Origin of the sequence: Sapientia aquatica, from assembly GCF_004358105.1 — a bacterium.
GTDB classification, from domain to species: Bacteria; Pseudomonadota; Gammaproteobacteria; order Burkholderiales; family Burkholderiaceae_D; genus Solimicrobium; species Solimicrobium aquaticum.
On record NZ_SMYL01000009.1, the window covers coordinates 21,522 to 43,504 of the forward strand.

Here is a 21,983-nt window from a genome sequence, read left to right on the forward strand (position 1 = left end):
CATTAATTCTCTAGCCTGTGTAGCGAGCGTGCATAAAAAAAGCACCTAACAAGGTGCTTTTTTTCATTTAGGCTAATTCATCGCTTAAGCGTAACGACGCAATCTAAACGCGAATTCTTCCAAGGCTTGAATTCCCGATGCTTCCGCACGTGAACACCAATCTTGCAGCTTCTGAACTAACTGTTCACGCGTATCGCTGGAACGTTCCCAAATCACATTCAATTCGACGCGCATTTCGTGCATGGTTTTCAATGCTTTGCTGTGTGCGAACAATTCTTTTAACTGCTGCAAATCAACGGCTTGCAATTTAGCTGGGTCGCTGCGCATGAGCTTTTTGCTCGATGCTAAAAAGTCGGCTTCTAATTTGGCTTTATCGCGTAAATGCGCAAGTTCAGCACGCCACATTTTTTTGATCGATTTACTGTACTTCGCCATCACTTCGTAACGGTTAGCGATCACGGATTGCAAAGTAACTTGATCGACTTCCGCTTTAACCGCCACCAATTTTGGCTCTGGAGCGACTTTCTTCACCTTTGCTAAGCCAACCGATTGCATGATTTGGATATAAACCCAACCAATGTCGAATTCGTACCATTTGGTCGAAAACTTGGCTGATGTACCAAATGTATGGTGGTTGTTGTGCAATTCTTCGCCGCCGATCAAGATTCCGATAGGCAAAATGTTGGTCGAAGCATCAGCACAATCGTAATTGCGGTAACCCCAGTAGTGACCAATACCATTGATAATCCCAGCCGCATTGACCGGAATCCACAACATTTGTACTGCCCAAACGGTGATACCGATCGCGCCAAACAATGCGAAGTCGATGATCAACATCAACGCAACACCTTGCCAGCTAAAGCGCGTGTACAAATTGCGTTCGATCCAGTCATCTGGGGTGCCATGACCGTACTTGATCATGGTTTCTTTGTTTTTGGATTCAGCGCGATATAACTCAGCGCCTTGCCAGAATACTTTTTTGATGCCGCGCGTCACTGGGCTATGCGGATCTTCTTCCGTTTCGCATTTAGCGTGATGCTTGCGGTGGATAGAAGCCCATTCTTTGGTGACTTGACCAGTTGTCAGCCACAACCAAAAGCGGAAGAAGTGACTTGGGATTGCATGCAAATCCAATGCGCGATGCGCTTGGCAACGGTGCAAGAAAATCGTCACGCTCACGATCGTGATGTGGGTAACAATCATCGTAAAGATGAATACTTCCCAGCCCGATGCGCGGGTTAAACCGTTGGCTAAAAAATCCAATGTTGCGGCAATAAAATTACTCAAAATATATCAACTCCTGTTAATAAGATGTCTTTGTGGCTTATCGCTGCACAATTAAATGATTTGAAGAAAATTACCTCAGGCCTCATTTAATGCAAATTAATTACTACTCTGCCACTATTTTATTTTTAGCTGGTCGGTATTGTACTCGAAATCACCCCTCTAAAACGGGTTTGGGGCTTGGTTCAGATCAAACATTGGTTAAACAATTCGCGCCGAACTACTTCACAGTTTAGTTCTATGCAGCAATAAATACCACTTAAATTGCTGGGTCAGCGTTCGATTTACTTGCACTAACAGAAACTAATTCAGCGGCATTCAAAATACGTACTTCGGATTGCGGATAAGGAACTTCAATCTTTTGTTCTTGCAACACTTTCCAGATCGCCCGATTTACTTGAGAGAGCACGCCCATTTTGCCGTTTTCGGGATCGTTAATCCAAAAGCCGATGCGCAAATCCAAGCCGCTCGCACCAAAACTAATCAAATTGGCAGATGGCTCAGATTTTGTTGACACCCGCTCAACAGTTTTGGTTGCTGATACCAATTGCGGCAATAACGCTTCAATGTCGGTGTTGTATGCCACCGACACATCGGTGCTCATCCACACCGAACGATCGGTCAGGGACAGATTTTGCACTGGTGACGAGACAAGCATTTCGTTAGGAATTACTGACTCAACGCCATCCAAGCCTTTTAACACGGTGTAGCGCGTGTTGATTTGGCTGACTTTGCCGCTGTATTTATCGACTGTAATCAAATCGTCAATCGACAAACTACGATCCAACAAAATAATGAATCCCGAGACGTAGTTGCTGGCAATTTTTTGCAGCCCAAGCCCCAAACCCACACCTAATGCGCCACTAAATACGGATAAAACCGTTAAATCGATTCCGACTAAAGACAAGCTGATCAATACCGCAAACAAGATTAACAAGCTGCGTCCAAGTCGACTCAACACTGTGCGCAATGAACTGTGAATGGAGCCCATTTTCATTAAACGCTTATCCAACGCCGCGCTCGCCCAAAGGGCCAATAAAACGGTAATCACCACCGATATTAGGCCCTGCAAAATTTCTAAGATAGATAGTTTGCTGCGCCCGATAGCCAGCGTATTGGTGTCTAAGAAGTCAATCACATCCGTTAAAACGTCGGTGTAATACATTATGGCGATAATCCACACGCCGCTGGAAAAGGTCTTTTCCATCCATAAATGCGCGCCAGTGACATCAACGCTTTTGGCAAAAATGCGACGCGACAAATAAATCCCGAACCGTATTAATGCCAGCGAGCCAAAAATCGGAATCAATAACGACAACAAATAAACATGCTGCCACTTCAATAAAATCTGCTTCCCGATAAATAACAGAAACCAAAATATCGCCGGGAACAAAATCCGCGAAAAAGAACGCGCCGCATACACGTCTTCGGGCGAGTTGGATTCATCAATCGGGAAACGACGTTGCAGTATTTTTTTAACAAAATGGGTCAGCAACACGCACAGCACGACAACAGCGATCTGCCACCACACGCGGGTTTCGTGCAGGTCTGACCAAAAATCGGTTAAGAGATTAATTAACATCGCTACTTCCAACAAAATGAAAACGGGAGTTCGGGCTGACGCTGCATCAGCCGTTTGATCATCAACTAGACTTTTTACGCTGGAACGCCGCTGCGAAGAAACCGTCGGTTTGGTGCAGTTCAGGTGACAATTTCAGATATTGATCCATCGCCAGGTCGACCTTTTGTTCCGCCAATACTTCGCTCATTGGCAGTAATTCAAAATCGGCATGGGTGGCTAAAAATTGCTCTGCGATGGCTTCGTTTTCTTCGCGCAAAATACTGCACGTCGCATACACCAAGCGACCGCCCGCTTTCACCAAACGCGCTGCGCTATCTAAAATTGCCGCTTGTTTTTCATTGAGTTCGGCAATTGCGCTTGGCTGAGTGCGCCATTTCACGTCAGGATTGCGACGCAAAGTACCTAAGCCGCTGCAAGGCGCATCGACTAAAACCCGATCCAATTTGCCTGCCAAACGTTTAATCTTAGCGTCACGTTCATGCGCGATTAACACTGGATGCACATTCGATAATCCGCTGCGGGCCAAACGCGGTTTGAGTTTGGCTAAACGCTTTTCAGAAATATCGAATGCGTACAAGCGCCCGGTGTTACGCATTGCGGCACCTAGTGCTAAGGTTTTGCCGCCCGCACCAGCACAGAAATCGACCACCATTTCACCGCGCTTAGCACCGACGATTTGAGCTAACAATTGACTGCCTTCGTCCTGGACTTCGATTGCGCCGCTTTTAAATAAGGGTAAATTTTGCAGTGAAGGCTTTTTCAAAATCCGCAAACCGTCTGGCGCAAACGGTGTTGGTTCGGCTTGAATTGGCGCCAGCGCTAATTCAGCTTGTACCGCGGCGCGGTCGGTTTTCATACTATTGACGCGCAAGTCTAACGGCGCAGGCAAATTGGTCGCTTTTGAGAAAGCTAACATGCCTTCTTCGCCTAATTGCTCCGTGAGTTTTTTCAGCAACCATTCTGGCAAATTGACGCGCAGCTCGAGCGGCAAATGGGTGCGATCAATTTCCATCACACGGGTTAGCCATTCAGTTTCTTGTTCGCTTAAACCGCCTAAGGAATCAACCCCAACTCCGTCGGCCAGCGCCAATAACGCCATACGACGAATCAACGCACCGCTGCCCGATTCCGAAAAACTGGTGTACACCGCTTTGTTACGCAGCAAGCCGTAAATGCTCTCGGCAATCACGCCCCGTTCACGTGCGCCCAACCGAGTGTGGTCACGAAAATAACGTGACAAAGTGTTGTCGGCGGGAGCAGTAAAACGCAAAACTTCGCGTAAAACTTCTTCCGTGTGACCAATGATGGCGGGAGGTAAGCGCATGACATTCTTTCTTTAATGGGTACAAATTGCTACTTGATTGGTAATCGAGTTATATGGGTTTTGCTCAAGGAATGGAGTCATTCGCTCAAAAAACTAAAACCCACACAGGTCGTGAAAATTAAAACTACTGAGATTGAAAAATCGGGATATTGCTGGACATTTAAAGCGCGCTTGAACAGCTTGCCGACAACATTGAGAATAGTAGGCGACGATAGGTTTAATTCAATCGCCAATTAACTATTTTGCGCTCGCCATTTGCCGCAAACCCTACACAGGCGCAACCAACTCAGTGTTGATCGCGCAGATTTATTGTGCCGTCAATAATTTGCTTGATCACGCTTGGGTACAGCACATGTTCTTGCTCTAATACCCGTGCCGCCAAGCTTTCTTCGTTGTCGCCAGCAATAACGGGAATCCTTGCCTGACCCAAAATCGGGCCGTGATCTAACTCAGGTGTGACCACATGCACCGTCGCGCCGTGTTCACTCACGGCGGCCTGTAATGCTTGGCGATGCGTGTGTAATCCGGTGAAATTCGGCAGCAAAGACGGATGAATGTTAATCATTCGGCCAGCATAATGCTGTACAAATTCCGGCGTCAGAATTCGCATGAAGCCAGCAAGCACGACCAAATCAGGCGCGAATTGATCAATCTGTGCCTGCAATGCGGCATCAAATTCGGACCGAGTCGAATACTGTTTATTGGATACAACAGCGGTTGGAATTCCCTGCTGTTCGGCAAAGGCTAAACCTTCTGCTTCTTGCCGGTTACTGATGACGGCGGTGATGCGTGCGTCCCAGTGTTGCGATGTTGCTGCGGCGACTATCGCCTGCATGTTGCTACCACGACCTGAAATCAAAATAACGATATTTTTCATCGCAGTATTGTACAGCATCTGGACTTCGCCAAAATAGCTAAAAGCCAAGAATTAGCCCGAAAGCGGCAAAGTTTACCTAGAAAATTAACGGCATGACATGCATTTATTGCACCAAAAATGCGTTAAAAGCGATTATGAAGCGGCGATCGAAATAACATCCGCTCTGCGTAATGTTTAGGCAAATGAATAAAACACCCGGAACGGAACGTGTTTCTTTTCCCAAAAATCGGCGGCATCCCGAAACACATCCAACAAGGTTTCGCGCGCTTCTTTATCGAACTCCTGCGACATGGCAATCTGCTCCAACACCACCACAAAGCCGGGCTGAGTGCCCGATTTGTGCAGCGAACCAGTTAAGCAATCATAGAGCGCGTCAAAATTTTCACCGAAATAATCCGGAAAATAAAATCCTTTCGCAATGGCGGCTAACACTGCCGCTTTGGTGCCAGCGTGCGCGCAATTCGCAACTAAAAAATGCTGCCCCAAGCGCACTGCTTCAGCCTGCAAATCAGCGCTGCGAAATGCTCGAATCGATTGAACACTGTTAGCGCGCACGGTACTGAATAAACTCACATTGACTCCCATTAGATAAGGCTGCGGTTATTAACATTGATTAACGCTCAATACGTTTAAAGCTGCGGTAATGGTCGCTGGTGTAATACATTTCGTCCGAATATTGCGGCGCGCCACCAACAATGATGCGTTGCGCTCCGCGATTACGTGCCCCTGCAGTTGGCACGGTGTACTCGTGGTAATAACCACGCTTTTGTTTGGGCAAAATTCGCTCGTAATTGCCGAACACGACACCATCTTTTTCATACGGAAAGGGGCCGTTCTGTTTAATCAACCGTACCGTTTCTTGCGCCGACGACGGTAACTCGTTCCAGCGAATTGTCCCGACCGAGTTATCAAATTGAGCCAAACTAATTGGGCTAAACGAAAGCAAACCTAACAAGAGCGACAGCAAAATAGCTTGGGGAATTTTTTTCATTATTGGACCTAATTATTGATTTACAACGGACTTGGCTTGATTAGAAAGCGCAGCAATGTCTTCTTTAAAAAAGGCTAATACTTCGTCTTTTTTTGCCAGCGTATCAGTCATCCCGAGCGTCATTAATTCATTGGTAAAACTGGCTTCAAATAATAGATACGAGGCCAAGGCCGAACCACGCGCCTCAGTCGCGCCGATGCCGCCTAACATCACGCGGATCGGGGCAGGCAAACTTTGAATATGGCGCGAGGCGATTTCATCCACGCGCTCGGAAGGCGCAATGACCAACGTTTCAATCGGACGCAGGCCGCTCTGATTGCGGTATTGCTCGGGCAACAGCGATAAAGTTTTATTGATTCGATCTAGCCGCTCAATGTCCACCGCCAAACTATCTAAAAAAATACTCGACATGGCGTGACCGGCAATTTGCGCGATGCTTGGATAAGCAATCTGCTGCGGTAAAGCGCGTTTCGCTTCCGACATGCGCCCTGCGCCGACAATCAGAATTTTCTTCGCGCCTAAATGAATTGCCGGAGAAATAGGAGCGAGTTGACGCATCGAGCCATCGCCGCAATATTCCAAACCACCCGCCCAATTCAATGGGATCGACGGAAAGATAAATGGAATGGCGGATGACGCTAACAAATGCTGAACCGTAATAAAATCGCGTTGCGCTAGGCGCTGCGAGCGCACCCAAGGTTCAATGTCGGCGAGCGTTTGATAAAACGTTAAATGCATCCCGGTGGTGTATGACGACGCGGTGATAGCCAAAGCGTCGAGCGACCCCGAAGCCAAGCCGGCATCCAAGCCAGAAAAATCCAACATCCGATTCAATAATTCCGCCAAGGGCGAATTATCGAACAAAGAATCAGGCGGCTTCCTAATCCAGCGCCGAAGCATCCAACCAACGGACAAGAGCGTTATCCACTTCGCTCCTGAACGCGCCATCGCCAAGGAATCCGCGCGGTAGATATGATGCGCTTCCATCGACGACCAAACACGTTCCAAGCGGCGCAAACCCAAGCCGAAATTGTCTGCACTACAAGCTAATCCGGTTGCATTAATGGCGCCTGCCGAAGTGCCGCAAATGATGGGGAAAGGATTTTTATCGGCTGGCCAGCCTTGTGATTTAAGAAGATTTGCCACCGCACGCAACACGCCAACTTGATACGCAGCACGCGCGCCGCCGCCGGTTAGGATTAATCCTGTTTTAGTGTTATCCGTCATATCTTCATGTTAGGTGTAGAAGTGAAATGCACAAAAAATAACGCAGCCCATCTTTAGGATAGTCTGCGTTAGTTTAATATCCAACCTAACAATTGTCATGTTGCACAAACTGGCTTGGTTTGGCGCTTAGTCGACGCGATAAGAAATGCACCGAGAATCGCATTGCTACACGACACATCTTGTGCGCCGCACCATCACCAAGCGCGTCCTGCCACCGGCCTGTACACCGATTGATCCGATCGAAGTATTACTTCGGCTGCATACGGATCGCGCCATCCAAACGAATCGATTCACCGTTCAACATCATGTTTTCGATAATCGATTTCGCCAATTGGGCATATTCATCCGGCTTGCCCAAGCGCGACGGGAAAGGAACGCTTTTACCCAATGCGTCTTGCACTTCTTGCGGCATACCCAACAACATAGGCGTTTCAAAAATACCGGGCGCAATCGTCATGACGCGAATAGCATTGCGTGCCAGATCGCGCGCCATTGGCAAGGTCAAACCAACGACCGCCGCTTTGGAAGACGCATACGCTGCCTGGCCCATTTGACCGTCGAATGCCGCGACCGAAGCGGTATTAATCATCACGCCGCGTTCGCCTTGGCTAGTTGCTTCCGTTTTTGCCATCGCGTCAGCAGCCAAGCGACACATATTAAATGTGCCGATTAAATTGATGTTGACCGTGCGTTGAAACGCTTCCAACGAATGCGGGCCTTCTTTACCCACCGTTTTCATGGCTGGCGCAACACCGGCGCAATTAATCAAACCACGCAACGTGCCCAATCCGGTAGCCGCCGCAACGACCGCTTGTCCATCTGCTTCGGAGGTCACATCACAACGCACAAATTGTCCGCCTAATTCAGTTGCTAACTTTTCACCGGCGTCAACTTGCAAATCGGCGATGACTACTTTTCCGCCGTTCGCCGCGATCATTCGAGCGCTGGCTGCGCCCAAGCCAGAAGCGCCGCCGGTCACAATAAATACGTTATCTTGGATTTGCATACAGTTTTCCTTGAAAAGATGAGTTGACTGAATTGACGTTAACGCCAACGTAAAGCGCTATAATATCGCACCCCAACAATGCTGAAAAGAATTAATTGTTACCATCCAGCCAAGCACAAAGTAGCAACAGTTGTGACCAATGCTTCTGTACTACATGGCTTGCTTCCTAGTATTAATAATTACATCCTATACGAGAAAACAGCTATAAAAATTACATAGGTTCGGCTATCATAAAAAAAATTAGAATTTTGCATTTTAGAAACTTCAGCTTTACAGTCGTTTGGATTGGCGCATTAAAAATTTTTAACATTGGTTAGCGACAGCACCGTGTAATATTGAACTGCCCTTGGCACACTAAGCAGCAATCCGAATCACCCGCTATTTTTTAATCAACGACATGACATTTATCTCGATCCAAAACGCCTTCAATCAACTTTTTTCATCCGGCTCGAATGATGACGATCTCGTCAATTTCTTAGATGACGATGAAAGCATTGCCGACTTGGTTAGCATCAAACCTTGGAAAATTTTGGTGACAGATGACGATCAAACTGTGCATGATTCCACTGTTCTGGCGTTGAACGGAGTAAAAATCCACGGTCGTCCAATCCAATTTTTGCACGCATTTTCCGCCAGTGAAGGCCGCGAAATGTTGGTAGAAAACCCAGAGATCGCGTTGATTTTGCTCGACGTCGTAATGGAAACGGTGGATGCTGGATTTCGCTTAGTAGACGTTATTCGGGAAGAATTAAAACTCAAAGACCTGCGCATCGTGATTCGTACCGGCCAACCCGGCGGCGTGCACACCGCGCACGAAGCATATCGCGCCAGCGTCGATGCCTTTACCATCAAATCAAAAATCACACGTTCGGCTTTGATTGAAGTATTGGAAGAAATGTTAAAACCACCAGCGACTTTGCAATAAGACCTTGCTTGGCTTGCCAATAGCAGGCCGTCCAAAAATGAAAAGAGCGTTACCGATGTGCAAACCGGTAACGCTCTTTTTTTGTCCGAATTGCTTATTGCAAGACTATGCGGGCTAAATGTTTCAAAGCTTAATTTGAACTCAGCAAAATCTGCTGAACCCGCTGGCGCTGTTGTTCGTTGAACTGCACCGGCAAGGCACATAGCGCGGTTAAATGATCGTCAAAAGAATCGGCATTTTCGCGATTCTTTAACGCAGATTGCAAACCCTTAACCTGCATCTGCAAACGCTGCTGAGTCAACTCTGTTGGGCTAGGCAAGCCGGCAAGAATTTCTAACTTCAACAACAATTCATCCAACTGCACACCAACTGAAGCACGATCAACTTTAGTCGAATCGCGTCCATTTTTCAGCGCAGCCAACGCATTGCTAAAACGCTTTTGCACAGCTTTATTCAACTGCGCGCTGGAACCAATTAATTTACCGCCAGCTTGGTTTTTTTCTTCCCAATCCGCTTCCCACGCTGCTATTTGCGACTCACTCACTTCAAGTAAATCAATGGCTGATTCGACCTGCTGGCAAATCGCTATTTTGGCGTGCAACAATTCCAATTGGGCTTGCTTGGCGACCTTGTCCAACTCGGATAATTGCTGTTCCAGAGCGCTAACAGCGGCGTCAAAGCGCGTTTCCATACCGCGATTTTGAGCGGATAATTCTCGCCACTCTTGCTTGGCGGTTCGAAGGACAGCATTGATTTGTGCGCTAGAAGCAGATGGATTTTCGATTAACAACTGCTCTAACTTTTCACAACAAGCTTGTTTCTCATTGGCCTGTTGCTGGCGGCGCTGTTTTTGGCTATCCATGTTCGCTTTACGCTGCTCAAAAATAGCATCGCAAGCCGCACGGAATTGCTTCCATAAACGCTGTTCATCTTTACGCTCTAAAGGCAACGCCAACGCTTCTTGCTGCCATCGTTGCTGCGCTTGTTGGACTTTATCTGCGGCGTCTCTGTCACTGGCGACCAAATCAGCGACGCTGGCGATCAATTGTTCACGCACTTGCAGCGCTGCCTGACGCGCTTCGATTAATGGGCGTTCTAGAACTGCGAGTTTTTCGGTGAATTCGGATTCCAAACGGGATTTGTGTTTGCGATCCACCGCGCCAATTTTGCGCCACTCGATCTTGGCTTGCGCGACCAAACTTTGTAACGCTTTCCAATCGGGTGTGGCATTGCTTGTTTGCTCGTTGGCAGCAACGATTGCACCGTCCAAGGCAATTAATTGCGCTTGTGCGATGGCTAAATTCGCTTGCCGAATTTGCGCTTGCTCTTTAAAAAAAGCGTCGGCCACTTCGTATGCGCAGTTGCACGCTTGATCAAAGCGTTCCCAAATCGCGCGCGGTGCCGAGCCGCTGGTGCGGTCCAATTCCTTCCAACGTGCGCGCAGACCGCCGACTTGCTTAGCTAATTCTGGTGCGGCTAATTCTGAGTTAACTAATCCCTCGGCAACCTTGATCAATTCTTCACGCGACACATTGCCGCCCCATTTAGCCCAATCCAGCAACCGCATTAGCTCAGCGCGCAAGCCAACTAAACGGTTAGCCAGTTCGCCTTTGATTGGATTGCTGGCGGCGCGCAAACTTTTATCCAAATCCAGCGCTTGCTGCAAGCTGCCCTCTTCCAAGGCTTGCTCTAATGCAGCGATAGTCGCTTGATGATCAATCGCTGTTTTGAGAATAGTCTCATCGGTATTTTGCTTATCGGCTGGCACAGATTCGGACTTTTTGGCGTGCGACATTTTGGCGTTCGCAATAACATTGGTGGTCGCTAGTTTTGCCACCAAGGTCGCGTAATCGGCTTCCTGTTGTTCAACCAATTGAAGTTGATCTGGACTTAAGTTGGCGGCTGCGATGGTCCATGTTTTCCACTTAGCGCAAACTAGCTCCAAGGCTAATTCAGCGTCAGTTTCCCAAGCCAGCAAGGCTTCATTGCGTTCGTGCAGAACCCGCGCCACGGTGGCTTTGTTTTGTAGATGTGATTTGGCTTGAGTTAAATTTTGCTCCAACTGGACCGAATAATTTTTAGGCAAACTCACCAGCAGCGGATTGGTTTGAATCTGCTGCCATTGCTGCTCCAAATCAATCAACTGAGCTTGTTCAAGTTCAATCGGCTGCACCGACGAATTCGTATCTACCAGCGAACGCAAAGCCGAACTGATTTGCAAAGCCTGACGTTGCAATTCGAGCTGGGCATCCAATCGCGCGTCCAGCTCGGTTTTAATGTTCAACAAAGTCGCGCCGTATTCTCCCAGAGCGAGTCGCTCCTTATCCCATTCGGTTAATTGGTTCACCAGCACGATGGGATGGGCTAGCAATTCCGCGCCGCGTTGAGCGCAGGCGGCTGCTAGTTCAGTCATTTTTTGTGCTTTTTGTATGAGCGCGAGCTTTTCTTGGGCAAATTTACTCACGCGGCGGTCCGAATTACGCATCGCTTGGCTAACTTGCTCTAATGCTGCTTGGCTATGAATATGTTGCACCGCTTGAAACCGCGCATCGGCAAAGTCGGATTGCAAAATAAAAGCGAGCGCGGCGTCTTCTTGACCAGAGAACTGTTTAGCTTGATGTAACTGGGCTTCTTTTTCGGACTGTTTGTGGGCAAATTTAGCCGCGGCAATTGCGGTTTCGGCTTGTTCTTTTTGTTCTAAATGCAGTTGAGTTAATTCAGCAGCTTTGGCGGCGGTGCGTTTTTTAAAGAAGAAATCAAACATGGCGGCATGGTTAAAATAAATAAGAGCCAGCATCATAGCAAGCCTTGGCCCGCATTGGCTTCTGGCTTGGTGAATTAGACGAGTTTATTTAGCAAATTTAAAAGCCTTGTAGAAATCCCAACTCGGTTTTATCGGCAAGTCATATTTCGTAAGTCGATTAATTCACTATTTCAAGCATATTTCGGAGAAATAACTGGACACGGGATATACAGCTCGCATAGAATACCGTCTTTCGCGGCTGTAGCTCAGCTGGATAGAGTACTTGGCTACGAACCAAGGGGTCGTGGGTTCGATTCCTGCCAGCCGCACCAGTAATGTCGAAGGGTTACAAGTTTAGGCTTGTAACCCTTTTTGATTTTTGGCGATCATAGACCTTACCTTACCTCGCCAAGCCATCATTGCCATCCATTTCTAGTTTTATTCTCACGCTAGTCGTACCTCGCTATCTCATCATTGAGTTGGGTTATAAAGCGCCTCGATAGCGCAAGCACAACCAATTCGTGCTCAAACAAAGCGGCCATCAAACAAATCATTCGGTTACTTCGGAATCGACTATCTGAGCGGGATACATTCGATCAATTAAGGTATAGTTTCAAAAAAATGCCAAATTGCAACTTATAGGCCATGCACAGTTGTAATTGAATTAGTTTGATTCGACCAAAAGCCAGCATGCAACACTTCCCCGATTTCTGTATTGGACAGGATAAAAATGAGCTTACGATCAACCATTGATTTCATGTTGTACGACTGGCTGGACAGTGTCAGCCTTACCAACCGAAATCGCTTCATTGAACATAGCCGCGAAACGTTTGATGCCACGCTCGATATGTGCGAGCGCATTGCGCGGGAAAAATACGCGCCGTTTAATCGCTTGGTTGATATCCAAGAACCGCGCATCGAAGGTGATCGGGTTGTGTTACCCGAAGCTACTTATGAGGCGCATAAAGCGTATGCCGAATCCGGCATGCTGAGCGCGGCGCAAGATGCTGATATCGGCGGAATGCAACTTCCGCACAGTATCGAGGCCGCGGCAAATGCATTTTTTGCGTGCGCCTCAATCGGCATTAACAGCAGCATGCTAACCAGCAGCAACGCTAATCTGCTGATGGCGCACGGCTCACCCAAACAACAAGAAGTATTTGCGCGCCAAGAATATGCAGGGCGTTGGAGCGGCACGATGTGTTTGTCTGAACCACAAGCTGGTTCCAGCCTGTCAGACATTGTGACCCGCGCTGTGCCAGATGACGAAGCAAATGGCGTCGCTTGGGAACACGATCCGCTCGGTCCACGTTATCGCTTGCGTGGCAACAAGATGTGGATTTCTGCCGGTGATCATGAACTCACCGAAAACATCGTGCATTTGGTCTTAGCGAAAATACCGGATGCCGAAGGTAAGCTGATTCCCGGCACGCGCGGTATTTCATTATTCATCGTGCCAAAACGTTTGGTGACTGAAAACGGCGAACTCACTGGCGATCGCAACGACGTAGCGTTGGCGGGACTAAATCACAAATTAGGCTGGCGCGGCACGACCAATACACTGCTCAATTTTGGCGAAGGTAAATACAAAGTCGATGGCAAAGCTGGCGCTATTGGCTACCTGGTTGGCGAACCGGGTAAAGGACTGGCCTGCATGTTCCACATGATGAATCAGGCGCGCATTGCAGTTGGAATTGGCGCCACAGCATTGGGTCTAGCTGGCTATTACGCCTCGCTCGATTACGCCCGCAACCGACCACAAGGTCGTCCTATTTTGGGCTCTGGTAAAGATAGCGCCCAAGCACAAATCAGCATCATCCAACATGCCGATGTAAAGCGTATGTTGTTGGCGCAGAAATCCTATGGCGAAGGTGCGTTAGCATTAGCTCTGTATTGCGCGCGTCTAGTTGATGAGCAGCAGACTGGAGACGCAGCCAGCGCCGACGATGCTCGCTTGTTGTTGGACTTACTCACTCCGATTGCCAAAAGTTGGCCTAGCGAATGGTGTTTGGAAGGGAATTCGTTAGCAATTCAAATTCACGGCGGTTATGGCTACACGCGTGATTTTGCGGTCGAACAATATTGGCGCGACAATCGCTTAAATATGATTCACGAAGGCACGCACGGCATTCAAGCGCTTGATTTACTAGGGCGCAAAGTACTCATGGAAAACGGGCGCGGGATGCAGTTATTGGCCGCTCGCGTGCAAGCCACGATTATCAAAGCCAGCGCTCAACCGCGCTTAACAGAATTTGCACAGTCGTTGGGCGCAGCGGTGCAAAAGTTAGGGCTGGCCACGCAATCCGCTTGGTCCACTGGCAACCCGCAAGAAGCCTTAGCTAACGCGGTGCCCTACATGCAAGCGATGGGACACACAGTTTTGGCTTGGATTTGGTTAGATCAAGCGTGCTGCGTTTTGGCCAATGATCCTGACTTGCTAGTACCAAGCAATCAGGGTCGCATCGGCTGCACCCACTATTTTTACCGCTTTGAACTTCCTAAAATTAGCGCTTGGTTAAACGTTGTGTCCGCACGCGATATGACTTGCGCCGATTTTCCTGAAGATGCTTTTTAAGGTTTTTTAAATCATTGCAACACTGCTCCAACGTCCTAACTCAACCTATAACTCAAGACAAAAAATGAACAGCAAAAAACTAAGACAACTATCGTGTTTATCCGCACTCAGCGCTGCGTTGTTTTGCAGTGCTAATCTCAACGCGCAAACTACTGCCGACGTTAAACCTTCAACTGTTGCAATCACGCCAGAAGCGCAAGCGGTGTTAGATCGGATATCGGATGTGTCGATGCGCAGTAATTTGACTTTTCTTGCCTCGGATTTGCTGGAAGGCCGCGGTACGCCTTCGCGCGGCTTGGATATTGCGGCGGAATATATTGCCGCGCAATTCAGTTCCGTCGGATTAGAACCGGCAGGCGATCAAGGATATTTCCAGACCGCCGATTGGGACGAGCTGGCCCAAAAACTTCCCGTGCGCCCTGGCCGCCCCGCTCCGGTACCCAAGCCAGCAGGAGTTCCGCACGACATGGTTAGAAACGTGGTTGGCGTTTTGCGTGGTTCAGATCCCGCGCTCAAGGATACGTATATTCTGGTGACCGCCCATTACGACCACCTTGGCATCAATACGTCCGGCGTTGGCGATCGCTTTTTTAATGGTGCCAACGACGATGGCAGCGGAACTGTTTCCGTGATTGAACTCGCCAAAGCATTCTCCGCGTTAAAAGCGCATCCGAAACGTAGCATCGTTTTTATGACGTTTTTTGGTGAAGAAAAAGGATTGGTCGGCTCACGCTATTACGGCGCGCATCCGATTTTCCCCATTGCCAAAACGGTTGCTGGCATCAACATTGAGCAAGTCGGCCGCACCGATGATTCGGAAGGCCCGCAAGTGGCATCAGTAGGAATTACCGGATTTGATTTTTCTGAGGTCGGCGCGATTATCAAACAATCGGGCGATGCAACGGGCATCCGCGTCTGGAAGCATCCCATCAATAGCGACCGCTACTTTGCCTACAGCGACAATCAAGCTTTGGCCGACCAAGGGATTCCTGCCCATACAATTAGCGTGGCGTATGAATTTCCCGATTATCACAAAGTGAGCGACAAGAGCGATAAAGTTGACTACGCCAATATGGCCAAAGTAGATCGCTCGGTGGCGTTGGCCGTTTATACCATTGCCAACAGTGCGAGCGAGCCCAAATGGAATGCGGACAACGCGAAAGCAGCCAAGTATTTAAAAGCATGGGCCGATCAGCACGCTAATCCGTAAATCAAATCAGCCAGAATTATCGGTGCGCCTAGCCTGCACCGATAATTTTTTCTCGCTATCTGGCAGCACTTTTTATTTCAACAGCACACGCAATTCTTCCTGCATATAGTTCAAAAATGCTGTCACTCTGGGCGCAATAAACGGACTATTCTGATAGACCAAATTAAGCGCTTGCTCGCCCGAAGCCCAATTCGGTAACACAATCCCGAGCTCTTTCCGCGCAATCTCTTCTTTACAAAAAACGGTGGGCAACAGCGCAATCCCTGCTCCTGACGCCGCCATGCTTTTAATCGCGTTGATGCTATTGGCCATGTAACGCCCTTGGACTTTTACCTTAGCCGATTGAGAACCCGATCTCAGCAGCCAAACAGATGGATTGGGCAGCGAAGTAAAGACTAAACAATTGTGCTTAGACAAATCACTTGGTTTGTTAAGCTCAGGAGCTGCTTTTAGATAACTCGGACTGGCAAGCAACTGAAAGCGCGTTGCGCCCACCCGCCGGGCTTTTAAGTTTGAGTCTTTCAATTGCCCAGCGCGAACCGCCACATCGATGTTATCGCGAACAAAATCCAAGGCCTGATTGGTCAAAATAAGGTCCACCGATATGTTGGGATAAGCCGTTAAAAATCCCTGCATGATCTCGCTCAATACCTTGCGCGCAAACTCGGCCGTGGCAGTTACTCGGATATTTCCGGCCGGTTCGCTGCTGGCAGCTTGGGTGAAGGCTTCGGCATCTTTGATGTCTTCAAACGCCTTGGCGCAAGTGTCATAATAACGCTTGCCCGCATCGGTCAATTGAAGGCTTCGAGTCGTGCGCAATAGCAAAGTCGATTGCAAGCTGGATTCCAAATCAGCGATTTTTTTACTGACGGTTGATTTCGGAATCCCCAGCTCCTTAGCCGCCCGCGTAAAGCTCCCCGTTTGCGCCACTTTTAAAAACATCCAAATCGCATTCAAATCCATAAGCCACCTTTATTATCCATAATAGGAAACAATCTTTCCATATTATCCTATCTAGTAGATAGTTAAAAATCCAGATATTCTTCCGCTTCGCGACACCAAAGACTGTTGTTGGAGTGTTAGTTAGACCGACTAACGGTCCGCGCACAACAGCACCAAGTTAATCGTCTAACAGACAAAAATTTGAAAAATAGATAGGGAAGATATGTCAAACTCAACACAACATTCAGCAACACCCAGCCGCACAAAAGTAATCGGATTTTGGGCAATAAAAATTATGGTTAGCGTCATTTTTATTATCGCCGGCAGCGCAAAACTAGCAGGCGTGCCGCAAATGATCCAAGTATTCGATTCGATCGCCCTTGGTCAATGGTTTCGCTACGTAACGGGCGCAATTGAAGTAGGCGGCGGATTGCTAGTACTAGCGCCCAAAACGACTAGCTATGGCGCCGGCTTGTTAAGCTGCACCATGATCGGGGCAGTTCTCACGCACCTATTTATCATCGGCGGCAGTCCCGCTCTGGCAGTGATTCTCCTATTTGCGTCTTTGTTTATTCTGTATGCAACACGAGGACAAATTTTAAAATTGTTCGACAAATAGAAATTGAGTTGAGGCGATAGATTGCGGGCGGTTAGTTCAAATGCAGGTGTCACCTAGCTGGATTCGGGGCACAGAAATTTGCTAGGGAATACTCGATTTTGACTTGCTATAAAGTTGCTATTTCTCAAGTTTTAAATTACTGTTCTCGATCATGACTGTCTGCTGTGTGCGATTGTTCGCCGCTTTTAGTTTTGTGGGGATGTCGGTTTTCGGCACATAGCGGCCTTTTGAACCTAACCTCAACAAAGCTAAATCAGCATCTATAACTTGATTAAGACTGGGCACGAAAAATGAATTTCATATGAAATGTTATCGCGCATTTTCTTCTTTATTTCTATATGGCTTTCTTTTGTTCACATTAAACGGCTGTGATAATTTATTCGTCAAGAAAGGTTCATGTGGATTTAGTTTTGATATGCGGTTCGACAATCAACATGCGACCGTGCTCGATTATAAATTGCAAGGGGCAAATAATTTAATTGCTTTTATATCGAAAGAAAATTTATCAAAAGGCGACAAATTTTACGGTGCGGGAATTGGCCTTCAATATGATAGGCCTACGTCTTTATATGTGAAATGGCAGGATGATGTATCCGGTTCAATTTATGAAAAGACCATAGATTTGAAAAATGTGATGCCGCGCGACTTGGATGGAACGATGTTGTATTTCATCCTACATGAATCGCAAATTTACGTTTATTTGGCATATTTGAATAAGGATAACCGTAATCAACCAAAAATTGGCTCGACAATTTATTCGGGCTACTTAAATATTCAACTTTATCCAAACATTGCAGCCCCCCCCTGAAGTCAAATGAATGTCCGGTACGGGGAACCTCGATTGTCAACTTAGGGCACAGTCCAGCCAATCGCAACAAAATCACTAGCCGCAAAATGCTTCCACCGCCCAAGCCCCTTCCCCACGCACGCAAACCATTTTCCACTAACAGATCACTCATTTAAGCTGAATAACCATATCCCATTTAACGCCAATTTCCACCAACCCCAATCACTCCACCGCAACTCGCCTAAAAAATAAAATTCACCTTCCTCACCAGCATATTTTTTTAAAATTGCACTTTAGATTTTCGTAATTTACATCCCGTTGTTGAGTTGCTCGAAATGGCTAGCATGTCTTCCAATATGGCTTGAATTTGCTTCGTCCTTGGCTACATTGAACTTAGCCCGCTCTTTAAAAACGTTCTCTTCGTGGTGAATTGACCGCAGATATTCTGCTGGATTATTTCGCCTATTCTCGATAAACGTCGCCGCATTAAACAACTGGGTGGCGCGTTTTCATTCTTCCGACATTGCCGATCATTTAGAAGCAAAGCCGCTTTGTTCGGACTGGCTGGCATCAAATAGTCACTGCTTGATCACTCTTGCGTCGCTTCAGCGGCGTTTCTGCGCTGTTTTCCCCAATTCAGTGAACACAACAGTCAAATTGTGAAAATTTGCAAAATAAATTTGCCTTTCCTGAAACAAATATTGCTTAAATGCACATAGAATAGCGTGGCGAATTAACTTAGTGAACGATTCGCTCGAACACAAATGACACCACAACAATTAACGCTGATTGGAAATGTGAAAATGAAATTTGTTTGGTTCTTACTTCTTTCTGTGCTGCGCACCTTGTATGTTTTTTATTCGGCTTGGTGCCTACTCTTTATCCCTGCCGTTATCGCGTTTTTTTATGCCGAACACCACAATCGCCTGCCGCAGTTTTGGCAAGCGTATCAGCTCAATCAAATCGGTTTATTCGTCACCGCTATTTTGCTTATTGCGATTCCGTTAATCGTATTTGCTCGGCGCTCAAAAGACGATCCTGATCCGTTTCAAAGCGGGTTTATGTCGTGGTTTGGCACGCTGCGTTGGTATTGGAATACCAGCGCCAGTCCAAAAGTGCAGCTCGGTTTGCCGTCCGGTTATTTGGTCGAAAATCCGATGGGCTGCCGTCTCAATGGCGACGAGATTCGCAAGATTTTAGATAGCTTGCAGCCGGGCGATATTTTGCTGCGTGCTTACGATGGTTACATGGACGGAGAATTCATTAAACATTCGTCGTTGGTTTCGCCCAAAGGTTATCAAGCGGGATGGTTCACGCATGCGGCGATGTTCGCCGGTGCGCTGACCGATGAGGACAAAGCGCAAGTTCCCGCCAACTTTAGGGATGACCCTAACTATTTCAAAGAAGGTAGCCAAATGGTGTTGCATTCGATGGCGAAAGGCGTGCATTGCGAAGATATTTTGACGTGGTGCCGCTGTGATTATTTAGCGATCTTGCGGGTGAAATCGGACTTGAAATTTGTTCGCAAAGTACAAACGCGCGATAAGAAATTACGCCGCTCCTACCGTTCCGATGCGCCTAGCGAAAAAATTGAACAGCAAGTTACCAAGGGCGAGACGATCGATCGGGCTGAAGTGATCCGCACCGCCAAATTATCGGCCTTAGAAAAGATTGGCGAACCGTATGATTTTGAATGTATTGAGACAAATAAATTTACTAGTTTTAGTTGTGCGGAATTAGTCTATTTTTGCTTCCGCAGCGTGCACGATGCGCTCGGGTTGCAGGCCGAGGCGCACGCCTTATTCCCATTTGGGAAGTTACTGCCGCATGTGAGCATCATGCAGCGTAAAACGATCACGCCAGATGATTATTACAATCTGGCCAAAGCGGGTCATTTAGAGCTTGTTTTTGTCGATGAGGTCACCAAGCTGAAAACATAAACCGAGGTGTAGGATGCAAGTTACTGGCCAGATTCAACGCATCATTCCAGTGTTAGTCGATTTCTTTGGATACGGCAGTGATGAAGAGATCGAGGTTGAAAAGCGGATTTGGCTAGTAACTGTTTTTGCGTTAATCGGTATCGTTTTTGGTCTCATCAATGCGCTGTTCAATTTGAGCATTGGCTCAATGGCATTGCTCGGTGAAATTGAACTTGCTATTGTCGTCTTGGGAGTCATTCCCACCCTCATAATTGGGCGCATGCCGACGTTGATCGGTGTCGCGGAAGCCATGTTGATGATCTCAATGATGATCGCCGCAGCGGTATTAATCGGTTTTGGTGGGCCCGACGGCACAGGTCTATATTGGATTTACTCGGCACCGTTCCTGGGCTTTTTCTTAAAAGGACAGCGCATTGGTTGGTGGTATAGCTTAGGTCTTTTATTAGTTGCATCCATTTATTTTTTGGGCGCAATTACTTTTGTCCCGCATGCGCGCCACTATTCAAACGCGGTGATTTCCCAATTCATGTTGGCACTGTGCTGCTACACCATCGTTGCCGCATCGTTCAATACATCACGCACAAAGTTTGCCGAGCAATTACAACGACAAGTGACATTAAAAACGGCGGACGCTACCCAATTGCTCAAGCAATTACAGTTCGTCGCCACGCACGATATGGTGACTAAATTACCCAATAAAGTGTTACTGCTGGATATTATTGGTCAAAAAATCAGTGCAACTAATACAGAACATCAACTGCTCGTGGTGTGTAACTTGCGCCTAGAACGCCTGTTTGAAATGAGTAACATTTTGGGTGTCGGTGGAGCGGATGATTTGACGTTGAAAATCGCGCGCTACTTGAAAAGCCTAATCAAAGAAAATGATCTCTTGGCGCACACTCGACGCGACGAATTTATCATTAGTTACCACACCAACCGCGCCACGTTCAGCAGCGACGGATTGCGACAATTTATCGCTGAAAGGCAAAATTCGTTTGAGGTGCAAGGTTATTTTTTGTACTGCGAATTCACGCTGGGTTTTGCCATATACCCCGACCATGCCAGCGACCCAACGACCTTGCTTAACAAAGCCGAACAAGCCATGTTGCAAGCACAAAAGAGCGGCTCGCAGTGGTCAATATTCGATCAGCACCAAGAACATGCTTTTGTGCGCCATCATCTGCTATCGGGCAAGCTGCGTGAGGCGCTAATGCAGCAACATTTTCAGGTCTTCTATCAACCTAAAATTGATTTGAGCAGCGGCAATCTGATCGGCGCAGAGGCGCTGCTGCGTTGGCGTGATCCGGTTGAAGGTTTTATTTCGCCGCTCGAATTCATTCCCGTTGCAGAAGAATCTGGCCTCATTCGCCCACTCACGACCTGGTTGGTTGGTCAGTGCATGCATGAATGCGACCATTGGCATCAAGTTGGCATTCCGATTAGCGTATCGATTAATATTTCGGCGATGAATTTGATTGATCCTGATTTGCTGCATGTCTTAATTGAGACGCTGTGCCAATGCAATTTGGCCGCCAGTTCGGTCAACTTGGAAATCACCGAGAGCTGCTTTATGGCCTCGCCAGAACGTGCTTTGGACGTCATTCAGCGCTTGCATATGTCGGGCTTTCGGCTCTCTATTGATGACTTTGGAACTGGCTATTCGTCCCTATCCTATCTCAAAAACCTGCCTATTAACGAGCTCAAGATTGATCAAAGTTTTGTACGAAATTTGCTGCAAAATTGCGGAGATCAAGCTATCGTTTCATCCACCATTGATTTAGCCCATAACTTTGGCTTGGAAGTTGTCGCGGAAGGCATTGAGGACGAACCAACGAGCCAGTGGTTACAAGCCCGCGGATGCGATATCGGACAAGGTTATTTTTTCGCCCGACCAATGGCCGCTGATTTGTTTTTAGACTTTGCATTAATCAATAAAAAATAACGCTAAGGA

Annotated in this window: 16 protein-coding genes, 1 tRNA gene and 1 pseudogene; 8 read left to right on the plus strand and 10 right to left on the minus strand. The window is 47.5% G+C overall.

What is annotated here, in order from left to right:
- Window positions 1–84: 84 nt before the first annotated feature.
- The 8 genes and pseudogenes from E2I14_RS14780 to E2I14_RS14815 form a co-directional block, all read right to left on the minus strand.
- On the minus strand, window positions 85–1,287 hold the full coding sequence (locus E2I14_RS14780) for a DesA family fatty acid desaturase (protein ID WP_133329904.1): 1,203 nt from the start codon (window positions 1,285–1,287) through the stop codon (window positions 85–87).
- Between the two features lie 256 nt (window positions 1,288–1,543).
- Window positions 1,544–2,866: a mechanosensitive ion channel family protein gene (locus E2I14_RS14785; protein ID WP_227544755.1), complete on the minus strand. Its 1,323-nt coding sequence runs from the start codon at window positions 2,864–2,866 to the stop codon at window positions 1,544–1,546.
- A gap of 61 nt (window positions 2,867–2,927) precedes the next feature.
- A complete protein-coding gene (locus tag E2I14_RS14790) occupies window positions 2,928–4,190 on the minus strand; it encodes an RsmB/NOP family class I SAM-dependent RNA methyltransferase (RefSeq protein ID WP_133329906.1) in 1,263 nt (420 codons plus the stop codon).
- Between the two features lie 286 nt (window positions 4,191–4,476).
- Entirely contained in the window at window positions 4,477–5,067 is a 591-nt protein-coding gene (purN, locus tag E2I14_RS14795) for a phosphoribosylglycinamide formyltransferase (RefSeq protein ID WP_133330149.1), read from the minus strand.
- Between the two features lie 174 nt (window positions 5,068–5,241).
- Window positions 5,242–5,640: pseudogene (locus tag E2I14_RS14800) on the minus strand (barstar family protein); the annotation flags it as partial.
- Between the two features lie 40 nt (window positions 5,641–5,680).
- A complete protein-coding gene (locus E2I14_RS14805) occupies window positions 5,681–6,058 on the minus strand; it encodes a ribonuclease domain-containing protein (RefSeq protein ID WP_133329910.1) in 378 nt (125 codons plus the stop codon).
- A 12-nt stretch (window positions 6,059–6,070) separates the two neighbouring features.
- A complete protein-coding gene (locus E2I14_RS14810) occupies window positions 6,071–7,285 on the minus strand; it encodes a patatin-like phospholipase family protein (RefSeq protein WP_133329912.1) in 1,215 nt (404 codons plus the stop codon).
- Between the two features lie 247 nt (window positions 7,286–7,532).
- Complete coding sequence (locus E2I14_RS14815; protein WP_133329914.1) at window positions 7,533–8,291, minus strand: 3-hydroxyacyl-CoA dehydrogenase; 759 nt, start codon at window positions 8,289–8,291, stop codon at window positions 7,533–7,535.
- 397 nt (window positions 8,292–8,688) lie between these two features.
- On the opposite strand from E2I14_RS14815, the gene E2I14_RS14820 reads away from it, so the two are divergent.
- Complete coding sequence (locus tag E2I14_RS14820; protein WP_133329916.1) at window positions 8,689–9,216, plus strand: response regulator; 528 nt, start codon at window positions 8,689–8,691, stop codon at window positions 9,214–9,216.
- Between the two features lie 130 nt (window positions 9,217–9,346).
- Here E2I14_RS14820 and E2I14_RS14825 read toward each other — a convergent pair whose 3' ends face one another.
- The gene (locus E2I14_RS14825) at window positions 9,347–12,016 is read right to left on the minus strand and encodes a DUF349 domain-containing protein (protein WP_133329918.1); all 2,670 of its coding nucleotides are present in this window, start codon (window positions 12,014–12,016) and stop codon (window positions 9,347–9,349) included.
- 198 nt (window positions 12,017–12,214) lie between these two features.
- Here E2I14_RS14825 and E2I14_RS14830 point away from each other — a divergent pair.
- The 3 genes from E2I14_RS14830 (at window position 12,215) to E2I14_RS14840 (ending at window position 15,744) form a co-directional block, all read left to right on the plus strand.
- Window positions 12,215–12,291 (plus strand) — tRNA-Arg (locus tag E2I14_RS14830).
- Window positions 12,292–12,689: 398 nt separating this feature from the next.
- Window positions 12,690–14,534, plus strand: a complete 1,845-nt coding sequence (locus E2I14_RS14835) for an acyl-CoA dehydrogenase (protein ID WP_133329920.1) — start codon at window positions 12,690–12,692, stop codon at window positions 14,532–14,534.
- A gap of 64 nt (window positions 14,535–14,598) precedes the next feature.
- Window positions 14,599–15,744: a M28 family peptidase gene (locus tag E2I14_RS14840; RefSeq protein WP_133329922.1), complete on the plus strand. Its 1,146-nt coding sequence runs from the start codon at window positions 14,599–14,601 to the stop codon at window positions 15,742–15,744.
- 72 nt (window positions 15,745–15,816) lie between these two features.
- Here E2I14_RS14840 and E2I14_RS14845 read toward each other — a convergent pair whose 3' ends face one another.
- Window positions 15,817–16,707 (minus strand): LysR family transcriptional regulator, encoded by an 891-nt coding sequence (locus tag E2I14_RS14845; RefSeq protein WP_133329924.1) that lies wholly within the window; start codon window positions 16,705–16,707, stop codon window positions 15,817–15,819.
- A 202-nt stretch (window positions 16,708–16,909) separates the two neighbouring features.
- Here E2I14_RS14845 and E2I14_RS14850 point away from each other — a divergent pair, with 202 nt between their 5' ends.
- The 4 genes from E2I14_RS14850 to E2I14_RS14865 all read left to right on the plus strand — a co-directional run bounded on the left by E2I14_RS14850 (window position 16,910) and on the right by E2I14_RS14865 (window position 21,974).
- Window positions 16,910–17,305 carry a DoxX family protein gene (locus tag E2I14_RS14850; protein ID WP_133329926.1) on the plus strand — a complete coding sequence of 132 codons (396 nt, stop codon included), beginning with the start codon at window positions 16,910–16,912 and terminating at the stop codon, window positions 17,303–17,305.
- A gap of 301 nt (window positions 17,306–17,606) precedes the next feature.
- Window positions 17,607–18,113, plus strand: a complete 507-nt coding sequence (locus E2I14_RS14855) for a hypothetical protein (protein WP_133329928.1) — start codon at window positions 17,607–17,609, stop codon at window positions 18,111–18,113.
- 782 nt (window positions 18,114–18,895) lie between these two features.
- Window positions 18,896–20,032, plus strand: coding sequence for a hypothetical protein (locus E2I14_RS14860; RefSeq protein ID WP_165967852.1), 1,137 nt, complete (start codon window positions 18,896–18,898; stop codon window positions 20,030–20,032).
- Between the two features lie 13 nt (window positions 20,033–20,045).
- Entirely contained in the window at window positions 20,046–21,974 is a 1,929-nt protein-coding gene (locus E2I14_RS14865; RefSeq protein WP_133329934.1) for a putative bifunctional diguanylate cyclase/phosphodiesterase, read from the plus strand.
- Window positions 21,975–21,983: the final 9 nt, after the last annotated feature.